Origin of the sequence: Amycolatopsis sp. NPDC059027 (assembly GCF_042739735.1) — a bacterium.
Lineage (GTDB): Bacteria > Actinomycetota > Actinomycetes > Mycobacteriales > Pseudonocardiaceae > Amycolatopsis.
On record NZ_JBHYIK010000075.1, the window covers coordinates 35,950 to 46,603 of the forward strand.

Annotated in this window: 8 protein-coding genes; 5 read left to right on the forward strand and 3 right to left on the reverse strand. The window is 68.7% G+C overall.

The features are described 5' to 3' along the window. The first annotated feature begins 67 nt into the window (after positions 1-67). The 5 genes from ACFWY9_RS36965 to ACFWY9_RS36985 all read left to right on the forward strand — a co-directional run bounded on the left by ACFWY9_RS36965 (position 68) and on the right by ACFWY9_RS36985 (position 7,663). Positions 68-3,613 (forward strand): hypothetical protein, encoded by a 3,546-nt coding sequence (locus tag ACFWY9_RS36965; RefSeq protein WP_378341083.1) that lies wholly within the window; start codon positions 68-70, stop codon positions 3,611-3,613. 218 nt (positions 3,614-3,831) lie between these two features. Next, positions 3,832-4,998, forward strand: a complete 1,167-nt coding sequence (locus ACFWY9_RS36970) for a sensor histidine kinase (RefSeq protein ID WP_378341079.1) — start codon at positions 3,832-3,834, stop codon at positions 4,996-4,998. A 221-nt stretch (positions 4,999-5,219) separates the two neighbouring features. Continuing rightward, positions 5,220-6,119 (forward strand): histidine kinase, encoded by a 900-nt coding sequence (locus tag ACFWY9_RS36975; protein WP_378341080.1) that lies wholly within the window; start codon positions 5,220-5,222, stop codon positions 6,117-6,119. Continuing rightward, the gene (locus ACFWY9_RS36980; protein WP_378326329.1) at positions 6,095-6,751 is read left to right on the forward strand and encodes a DNA-binding response regulator; all 657 of its coding nucleotides are present in this window, start codon (positions 6,095-6,097) and stop codon (positions 6,749-6,751) included. The genes ACFWY9_RS36975 and ACFWY9_RS36980 overlap by 25 nt, the downstream gene beginning before the upstream one ends. Before the next feature lie 198 nt (positions 6,752-6,949). Then, positions 6,950-7,663, forward strand: coding sequence for a CAP domain-containing protein (locus ACFWY9_RS36985; protein WP_378341081.1), 714 nt, complete (start codon positions 6,950-6,952; stop codon positions 7,661-7,663). On the opposite strand, the gene ACFWY9_RS36990 is transcribed toward ACFWY9_RS36985, so the two are convergent. The 3 genes from ACFWY9_RS36990 to ACFWY9_RS37000 all read right to left on the reverse strand — a co-directional run bounded on the left by ACFWY9_RS36990 (position 7,645) and on the right by ACFWY9_RS37000 (position 10,534). Next, positions 7,645-8,658: a cation diffusion facilitator family transporter gene (locus ACFWY9_RS36990; RefSeq protein WP_378326326.1), complete on the reverse strand. Its 1,014-nt coding sequence runs from the start codon at positions 8,656-8,658 to the stop codon at positions 7,645-7,647. The two genes, ACFWY9_RS36985 and ACFWY9_RS36990, sit on opposite strands and share 19 nt — an antisense overlap. A 28-nt stretch (positions 8,659-8,686) precedes the next feature. Next, complete coding sequence (locus tag ACFWY9_RS36995; RefSeq protein WP_378326325.1) at positions 8,687-9,397, reverse strand: DUF742 domain-containing protein; 711 nt, start codon at positions 9,395-9,397, stop codon at positions 8,687-8,689. A 174-nt stretch (positions 9,398-9,571) separates the two neighbouring features. Continuing rightward, positions 9,572-10,534, reverse strand: a complete 963-nt coding sequence (locus tag ACFWY9_RS37000) for a hypothetical protein (protein WP_378341082.1) — start codon at positions 10,532-10,534, stop codon at positions 9,572-9,574. Positions 10,535-10,654 lie beyond the last annotated feature (120 nt).

The window sequence follows — 10,654 nt, forward strand, 5'->3', positions numbered from 1 at the left end:
CGCCACGGCCAATGGCACTGACGTGACGAACCGGCCGGTGACGGCGACGGCGGAGGTGCCGGTGGACGTGATCCATCCGGCGATCGCCATCACGAAGACCGCGTCGCCTGCTCAGGTTCGTGAGGGTGACACGGTGACGTTCACGATCACGGTGACGAACACCGGCGACGTTCCGTTGACTGGTGTCACGGTCGCGGACGAGAAGGTCGCGGGCTGTGCGAAGACGGTGGGAACGCTTGCTCCACAAGGGAAGCAGACCTATACGTGCACGGTGGTGGCGGGTGCGCAGGGCTTCACCAACATCGCGAAGGCGACTGGTACCGACCCGACGAACCGGCCAGTGGACGCTACGGCCGACGCGACGTTCACGGTGCAGCGTCCCGCCGTCACGATCACCAAGGAGGTGAAGGGCGGGCCGTACCGCGAGGGCGACACCGTGTCGTTCCAGATCACCGTGAAGAACACCGGTGACGTCCCGCTGACCGGGGTCAAGGTCGCCGACCCGCTGGTGGCCGACTGCGCGCGGACCTTCGACGGCGCGCTCGCCCCCGGCGCCACCTGGGGCTTCGGCTGCACCGGGAAGGCACCGGCGGACGACTTCACCAACGTGGCGACGGTGACCGGCACACCGCCGGTCGGGCCACCGGTGACGGCGACCGGCGAGGCCAAGGTGGACGTCATCCACCCGGGCATCGCGATCACCAAGGACGCCACGCCGAAGGTGGTCCGCGCGGGTGACACGGTGACGTTCACGATCACGGTGACGAACACCGGCGACAGCCAGCTGCGAGACGTTTTCGTGGCCGACCAGATCGCGCCGGACTGCGCGAAGCGCTTCGGAACCCTTGCGTCCCAAGCGAAACAGACCTACACGTGCACACTGGTGGCCGGTGAGAACGACTTCACCAACACCGCCACCGCCAACGGCACCGACGGGACGAACCGGCCGGTGACAGCCACGGCGGACGCGGCGGTCGACGTCATTCACCCGGCGATCACGATCACCAAGAGCGCGGCACCGACGCAGGTTCGCGAGGGCGACACGGTGACGTTCACCATCGTCGTCAAGAACACCGGCGACGTCCCGCTCACCGCTGTGTCCGTTGTGGACGATCGGACGCCGTCGTGTGCGCACAACGTCGCCTCGCTCGCGGCAGGCGCGGAAGAGAAGTACACGTGCAGTCTGGTCGCGGGCGCCGACGGGTTCACGAACACGGCGAAGGTGACTGGCACCGACCCGACGAAGCGGCCGGTCACGGCGACCGGTGACGCGACGTTCACCGTGCTGCACCCGGGTCTGTCGATCGCCAAGGACGTCAAGGGCGGCCCGTTCCGCGAGGGCGACACGGTGACGTTCACGATCGTCGTCACCAACACCGGTGACTCGCCGTTGACCGCGGTCAAGGTGACCGACGACCTGGCCCCGGCCTGCGCGAAGACGTTCGACCGGCTGGAGCCGGGTGCGAAGCAGACCTACGAATGCACCATGACCGCGCCCGCGGACGACGTGGTGAACGTGGCCAAGGTGACCGGCACGCCGCCGACGGGGCCGCCGATCACCTCGACCGACGACGCGAAGGTGGACGTCATCCACCCGGCCGTCACGATCACCAAGGAGGCTTCGCCGAAGGTCGTGCGTGCGGGCGACACCGTGACGTTCACGATCGTCGTCAAGAACACCGGGGACGCGCCGCTGACCAAGGTGTCCGTTGTGGACGATCTGGCGCCTTCGTGTGCCAGGACGTTCGACTCGCTCGACGTCGGCGTGGTGCAGACCTACCAGTGTTCGATGATCGCGCCGGAGGACGACTTCTCCAACGTCGCGAAGGTGACCGGCACGCCGCCGGTCGGGCCGCCGGTGACCGCGACCGGTACGGCGACGGTGGACGTCGTGTACCCGGCCATCGCGATCATGAAGGACGCCGCGCCGTACCAGGTCCGTGAGGGCGACACGGTGACCTTCACCATCCTGGTCAAGAACATCGGGAACGCGCCGCTGACCGATGTGTCCGTTGTGGACGACAAGACTCCGTCCTGTGCCAGGAACTTCCCGTCGCTGGCGCCCGACGCCGAGCAGAAGTTCACCTGCACCACCGTCGCGGGGGCGCAGGGCTTCACGAACGTCGCGAAGGCGACCGGCACGGATCCGACCAAGCGGACCGTGACCGCGTCCGACGACGCGTCGTTCGTCGTGCAGCATCCCGGCGTGACGATCACCAAGACCGCGAAGGGCGGCCCGTTCCGCACGGGCGATTCGGTGCCGTTCGAGATCGTGGTGACCAACACCGGCGACGTCGAACTGCACAACGTGAAGGTCGGCGACAGCGTCGCGCCCGAATGCGCGCGTACCTTCGATTCCTTGCCGGTGAACGGAATCCAGCGGTATTCGTGCACGATGACCGCGCCGGCCGACGACGTCACCAACGTCGCGAAGGTGACCGGGACACCACCGATCGGATCACCGGTCTCGGACGAGAGCAGTGCTCGCGTCGACGTCATCCATCCCGCGGTGAAGATCACCAAGGACGCCGAGCCGCGGCAGGTGCGGCCGGGTGAGCAGGTCACGTTCAGCCTGTCGGTGACCAACATCGGCGACGTGCCGCTGACCAAGGTGTCCGTTGTGGACGACAAGACGCCGTCGTGTTCGTTCACTGTGGACACTCTCGCGGTCGGCGCGACGGAGACCAGGACGTGTTCGATCTCCGCGCGCCAGGACGTCACGAACGTCGCGACCGTGACCGGGGACGATCCGACCGGGCGGCCGGTGACGGACTCGGCCAAGGCGTCGGTCGACGTCATCGGCCCCGGTCTCACGGTGACCAAGACCGGTCCGGCGAAACCCGTGCTGCCGGGCCAGAAGGTCACCTTCACGGTCGTCGTGAAGAACACCGGCGACGTCACCCTCACCGACGTCACGCTCGACGACAAGGTCGCACCCGGTTGCTCGAAGAACGTGGGGACGCTCAAGCCTGACGAGTCGGCCGCGCCGGTCACCTGCGAGGTGACCATGGGCGAAAACGACATCACCAACACGGTGCGCGCGATCGGTAAGGACCCGACGGGCAAACCGGTGGACTCGACCGCGGACGCCGTGGCGAAGGTGGCCAAGCCGGGCATCGACCTGGTGAAGAAGGCCGACACGTCGGTGCGCGCGGGCGGCACGGCGACGTTCACGCTGACCGTGACCAACACCGGCAACGTCGACCTTGTCGCGCTGGAACTGACCGACCCGACCTACCCGGCCTGCGACCGCTCCTTCGCACGGCTGGCCGTCGGGGAGCGCAAGGAATGGACCTGCACCGCGACCGCGCCGCAGTCCGGCGAGCTGACCAACCTCGCGACCGTGACCGGCAAACCGGACACCGAGCAGCCCGGTGACCCGGTCAAGGACACCGACAGCGTCACGATCAAGGTGATCACCCCGCCGCCACCGAACCCGACCGTCCCGCCGAGTCCCGGCACCCCGGTCACGCCGCCGGGGCCGAACCCGCCGCCGTTGCCGAACACCGGCTACGACCCATGGCCCGCCGCCTTCACCGGCATGGGCCTGCTTGCGGGCGGTGTGCTCCTGTTGCTGCTCCGGCCCCTCCGGAACAGGCGCGGACGTTCCTGACCGCTTTGCCCGAGTCCGGCCAGGTGCCCTGAAAACCCCGGACTCGGCAACGCGGCGGCGCCACTTCGCGTTACCAATCCGACCGAAAGAAGGCGGAGACGGACTGCAGCCGATCGGCTTGTAGACACTCATTTCCGCCGTAGCTGCCGTCGGATTGGTAACGAATGGCACAGTATCTTCGTGACCGAGTGGCAGCGACGGACCGTGGAGCGTGCCGGATGACCCAGCCGCGGACGGACGGCCGAGGTTCGTCCTACGGCGCGGCCGAGCTGAGCGAACGCAACCTGAACCTGGCCATCGCGCGGTACGCCGTGTTCGTCCGCTCCGCCGTGGTCGCGGTGTGCGCACTGCTCGGCATCCTCGCGGCTCCGGCCGATCATCGAGCGCTGACCGCGCTGTTCGTCGGCGTCGCCGTCGCGTGGAGTGCCGCGTCCGCGTTCATGGCGCGGCGCGAGATCCCGGTGCTCGTCGTTGCCGTGATCGGGGCGGCGGCGGTGCTCGTCATCGGGCTCAGCCAGCTGTTGATCGGGCCGCAGCCGGTCAACAGCTGGGTGTTCGTCACGGTCTCCATCACCGCCGCGATGAGCCAGTTCGAATGGGGCACCAGGCCTGCCGTCGGTGTCTTCCTCGCCTTGCTCGGCGTCGGCGGTTACGTCGCGGGCATGACGTTGGCCGCGTCCGGGCGATTCGGGGACGCGCTGGGACCGGCGATCCGGATCCTCGTCGAGACCACCCTCGCCAGGATCGGCTACGTCGTGGTCCGGTCAAAGGCACGCACCGCGGGACGCATCATCGAACGGGCGGCGGCTCGTCGTCTCGACGCCTCGGTCGCGGCGGCCCGGCGCGCGAGCGAGCGTGAGTATCTGGCCACTCTGCACGACACGGCCAGCGCGACGTTGCTGATGGTCTCGGTGGGAGCGCATCAGGATCGTCCTGCCTGGCTGCCCGAACGCGCGGAACGGGACCTGGAGGCGCTCGCCACGGTGCCGAGCGCGGGAGCCAGCCGGATCGATCTGGCCGCGTTGCTGGGCACCGTCGGTGACCATCGGGCGGTGCGCGTCGAGACCGCCCTCGGCGACGAACTGGTGCTGCCCGCCGCTCCGGCGATCGGGATCCTGCACGGCGTCCGCGAGGCGGTGGGCAACGTCGAGCGGCACGCCGGAGTCGACAAGGCGACGTTACGCGCCGAGCGTGACGACCGCGGCCGGATCGTCGTCGAACTGCGGGACCGGGGCAGCGGATTCGACGCGGACGGCGTTTCGCCGCACCGGCGCGGAATTTCGGTGTCCATTGTGGAGCGAATGGCGAACACCGGCGGCCGGGCGACGGTCCGGTCCGTACCGGGCGCCGGTACCGCGGTGCGGTGGGTGTGGCCGGATGACTGACCTCGTCGCGCGCCCTGCCCAGCAGATCCAGGAACGGTTGCTCACCGGTGGCCGGATCGGGGCGCTCACCGTCGCGGTGACGGTGCAGTTCGTGCTGTGCCTCCCGCAGCTGCTCGCGAGCCGCGACCGGTTCCTGGCGCTGTGGCCGGAGGTCGTGGCGTTCGGGATGCTGACCGCGGTCGCCGCCGGAGCCGTGTGGTTCCTGGTTCCGTGGCAAGGAGATGTCGCTCGTCTTCCGGTGGACGGGCGCGGGCGTTGTGCTGCTGGCGTCCGTACTGGCTTCCGCCGTGGTCCCGCCCGGCGAGTACCTGGGCCCGCCGCACTGGATCTTCGGCATCGTCGGCTGGTACGGCCTGGTGCTGCTGTTCGACCTCCCGGCGCCCGCGCTGGTCGGTTTCCTCGTCGCGCACCAGCTGCTGACCTTCGCCGAACTTGTCGTGGTCGGCCCGCCGGATCACCTGACGCTGGCGCCGATGGCGATCACCGCGGTCTCCGTCGGCGGCTTCCAGCTCGCGGTGGGACTGGCCGCGCAGGTGTTACGGCGCGCGGCGGCCGCGGCGGGTGACGCGGCCGCGGAGGAGGAGCGGATCCGCACGCAGGACCAGATCGCCGAGCACCTGCACCGGGATCACCACGCGCGGTACACCACCTTGCTCAGCACGACGATCCCGCTGCTCGCCGGGCTCGCCCACGGTTCGCTGGATCCGGCGGACGAGGACGTCCGGCGTCGATGCGCCATCGAAGCCGCCCGAATGCGGCGGCTGTTCGCGGAGAGCGACGAGGTGTCCGACAGACTGGTGCACGAACTACTGGCGTGCGTCGACGTGGCCGAACGCAACGGTGTACTGGTGCAGTTCGCCGTCCGCGGCGAGCCCCGGCGGTTACCGAGGGAAGTGCGCCGGGAGCTGCTCGACCCGGTCGCGGCCGCGCTCGCGTCGGCGGTCTCGAGCGCGCGGACGACCGTGACGAGGACGCGGGACCGCGTGCGGGTGAGCGTCGTCAGCGACGCTCCGCGGCCGCCGCAGGCCGGTCGCGAGCCTCGGCACGTCGAGGTCAACACCGTGTTCGACGAGGCCAGGCTGTGGGTGGAGGCGATATGGCGACCGACGTCATCACGGTGACCGTGATCGACGATCACCCGGCCATCCTCGCCGGCGTCGAGCATTGGTACGCCACCGCAGACCCGCCGATCCGCGTGGTCGCCACCGGGAACTCGGTGAAGGCCGCGTGGATCCCGCCAGGCGACTCGGCCGGCGTCGTCGTGTTCGACCTGCAGCTGTCCAGCCACGGGTCGCCGTCCTATGGCGAGCTGCGCCGGCTCGTCGACAGTGGACGGCAGGTCATCGTCTACACCATGCGGGATGACGAGCAGGCCGCGCTGACCTGCCTCGACATCGGGGCGTTCACGTTCCTCACCAAGGCGGAGGGCAAGGAACACCTCGTCGCGGCGACCGTCGCGGCCGCCCAGGACCTGCCCTACACGCCGCCCGCGCTGGCGGGTGCCTTCGGCACGAACAGCCGATCGGACCGGCCGCGGCTGTCGGACCGTGAGGAGTCCGTGCTGGTGGAGTGGTTCCAGAGCGAGTCGAAGGAGCTCGTCGCCGAGAAGCTCGGCATCACCGTCCGGACCGTCAACACCTACCTGGACCGGGTGCGCATCAAGTACGCCAACGTCGGCAGGCAGGCCAGGACCAAGGCCGCGCTGGTCGCCCGCGCGATCCAGGACGGCCTGGTGGAAGTGGACGATCTCTAGCCTTGTGGGTCGAGCGACCGGCACAGCTTCCGGCTCCGCTGCCCTAGTTTGGCGACAAGGGGGTCGGTCGGTACTCGCCGGGGAGGGGCGGGTACCGACCGAAATTTCTTCGCGGCGGCTGCGACTTTTGGGGGCTGTCGCCGTAATCGTTTCGTGATACGTTCCCGTGCCGTGTCCCCCATTAGTGGTAGAAGTCGCGTGCTCATGGTGTCACTGAGTGTTCTCATCGGCGGACTTGCCGCCGGTGGTGGGACGCTGTGGCTGCACCAAGGGCAGAACGCGGACACATTGAGTAATTCCACGTTGGCGTTGCGGGTGCCGGACACCCGAGGCGGTCCTCAGGTCCGGGCAGCGGGTCCGCAGGGGACGCCGTCCGGCTCGACGACCTCGGCGCCGGCGACCTCCGGCACACCGGAGACCACGCCGTCGAAGGACGAGAAGCCACCGACGTCCGAGGCACCGACCTCCAGCGCGAGCCCGGCATTGCAGCCTCCGGCCACGACGCCGAGCACGAGCCAGCCCAAGCCGAAAGCCGCCCCTGCGGGCGGCCCGGCGAGTCAGGTCGTCGACCTGGTCAACGACGAACGCGCCAAGGCAGGCTGCGGACCGGTCTCCGCGGAGTCACACCTGGCGACGGCCGCCCAGGGGCACAGCGACGACATGTCCGCCCGCGACTACTTCTCGCACAACACTCCGGAAGGCGCCACGTTCGACCAGCGCATCCGCGACGCCGGCTACGCCAAGCCCGGCGCGGAGAACATCGCGAAGGGGGCGACCACCGCGGCCAAGGTCATGCAGATGTGGATGAACTCCAGCGGGCACCGCGCGAACATCCTCAACTGCTCGCTGACCCGCCTCGGCGTCGGGGTCGCGACCGACGGCTGGTACTGGACTCAGGACTTCGGGTACTGAGTCCAGTTCGTCTCGCCGTAGCGGGCCAGCACGGTCGCGCGCAGTTCCGGATCCGTCCTCGGCACGGGTTCGATGAACACCTCGGTGACGTCGTTGAACGCTTCGGTCAGCTCACCGGCCATCCGCACGCAGGCGCGTTCGACGTCGGCTGCGCCGAGCGCGTCGTTGAAGTCCACCCGCGCGCACACCAGTACCTGGTCGGTACCCATCAGCATCGTCTGCAGGTCGACGACCGCCTCGATCTCCGGAGCCGCCGCGAGGTGGTCGCGGATGCCGAACACGATCGACGGATCCGCCTGCCTGCCGATGAGCAGACCGCGGTTCGTCCGGCCGAGCAGATAGGCGACACACGCGAGCAGCAGTCCGATCGCGATCGACGCGAGTCCGTCCCACACCGACGAACCGGTGAGCTGGTGCAACCCGAGACCCGCGAACGCCAGCACCAGCCCGATCAACGCGGCGGAGTCCTCGAACAACACGGTCTTCGGTGCCGGATCGTCGATCAGCCGCAGGTAGGTCCACAGTGACCGGTTCTCCGCTCGCGCCTCCTTGCGCACCTGCCGGAGGGATTGCATCCACGACACCGATTCCATCGCGAACGCCAGCGCCAGCACGATGTAGCCGACCAGCGGCCGCGTCTGCTCCGCGCTCTCCCCGAACACGGTCGAGAAACCTTCGTAGAACGCGAACATCGAACCGGAGGCGAAAATCGAGACGGCGGCGAGCAGGGACCAGAAGTACCGTTCCTTGCCGTAGCCGAACGGATGCTTCCGATCGGCGGGGCGCGCGGACCGCTTCAACGCCGTCAGCAACAGGACTTCGGTGAACGTGTCCGCCACCGAGTGAGCCGCCTCGGACAGCATCGCCGCGGAGCCGGTGAGGATTCCCGCCACCAGCTTCATCACCGCGATGGCGAGGTTCACCCCGCCTGCCAGCAACACGGTCAGCGTGCTCTCGCCGCCGGATTCCGCCGGGGCCTCGGATTCCTTGCTCACGTGCGGAAGCGTAATGCGCGCGGGGCTTTTACAACCGGTGAAGCCCGTGAAGCACCCGCTCGAGCAGCGCCAGCGCGGGCTTGCCGCTGTCGTCGGTCGTTTCGTGGATCGTGACGAGCCCGAGATCGGCCATGTCGTCGATCAGGACGCGGACGACGCCGAGCGGGACGCTCAGCGTCGCGGCGACTTCGGCGACCGAACGCGGTTGGTGGCAGACCCGGCGCACCGAACGGAATTCGCCGGGTACCTGCGTGCTGTTCCACCGTGCGCTGGAACAGCTCGAAACGAGCGCCTCGATCGCCAGGTGCCGGCGAGCCTGCGTGCGGCCCCGGGTCAGCACATACGGCCGGACGAGCGTGCGCGGGCCGAACGGGCCCGAATCGGCCAGATCCGCTTCAAGCGCCCAGTCCTCGTCCTGCTGGCGCTGGGTGGGAGGTGCGGCTTCGGGCAGCACCTCGGCTTCGGTGATCACCTCGACCGGTTCGGGAAGTGACGGCTTGTCCGGGCCTTGCTGTTGCGGGCCTTGCTGTTTCGGGACTTCGGTCAGCTTGGCCGCGGCACGCGCCGAAGGGAAGCGGGCACCGGCACGGCCGACGGATGAGCGCGCGGGCAGGGCGGGGCGTTCGGGTGCGGACAGTGGCGAGGCCTTTGTATCCGGAGTGTGGCGGGCCGCCTGTGCGGTGGTCGGAAAACGTGCACCGAAGCGTCCGGCCGATCCCCTTTCCCGGTGCCCACCCATGTCGCTTGTGCCCCCCGTTTTCTCGGTCGCCGAACCCGTCCCGCGGGCGGCGCCGGCTGCAAGGAAACGTCAGGATACGCCCATTGTCCAGTCTCCTGAACGGCATTAACAGGATTGCGCCGAGTGGGTGACGAAAAATTGTGACACGGCGGTAGGGAAACGTTTACTTCGCATTCACTGCACGGGCGTGCGCAATTGTGCGGAGTGCGTGCGAACGGCCGTGCAGGCCAGCAGTGCGAGCGTGGCGGCGACAAGTACCGACTGCTCTGCCGCGCCACCCGTGCCGACCTTGAGGGCAGGGCCGAAACCCAGCCAGCAGTAGGTGATCGCGGCTCCCGCGGCGAGCGGGAACACCGGGGGCCGGAGTCGGAGGACGGCGAACACGGTCAGTGATTCGAGGCCGAGCATGAGCGCGGTCGCGAGCCAGGCCGAACTGAACCATTCTGAATTGCGCATGACCACCTGAAACGCGGAGCTCGCGCCGAGTCCTAATGCGAAACCGGCCCATCCGTTAATGCGGGGCGTCCCCTGAATCGGGAAGCGGAAAACACGCAGCGCGACGACGATCAGCGCGAGGGCGATGACCGCCGACGTCGCCAGCTGGGCCGGATGTGCGAGAAAATGCCGTGCGCCCATGAACAGTGAAACTGTGAACGTCGCGGCCGCGCCGATGGCGAGCAGGACCGTCCACAGTGTGATTCCCAGCGGACGCAGCCAGGGGTCGCGGCCGAACAGTGCTTCGGTGATCGCGATCGGCGTCGCCATGCTCCAGACCACGTGGAGGGTCAGCACGTACACCGTCCACGGCCCGGCGATGCCGAGGCCCGGGATGAAGCCCTCGTCCAGCAGATGCGCGTTGGCGTAGTCCGGGTTGAACAGTGACTGGGTCAGCAGTCCTTCTTCGAGGACGGCGTAAGCCAGCGCCAGGGTGAGTATCGTCGGCCAGCCGCGCCCGGCGCGTCGCGCGATCTCGCGGATCAGGATCGCGCCCGCGCCGTAGAGCGCGACGAACAGCGCGAACATTCCGATCTGCCGGGGTGTCGGTGGCCCGACCAGATATTGGTCGCCCAGCAGAAATTCTGCCGTGAACGGCGAGAGGAACGCGAGGGTCGCGAGCGCGGTTTTCCTTCGTGGCATGAGAAAAGCTTCGGCCCGGGGACGCGGGGGGGGCCCCCGCCCCCGCTAACGGTCAGCCTGATTTAAGATAGGTGTGGGGAGTTTAAGGTTCGAGCTAGTGGGAGAGGGGAGAGGGGGGGC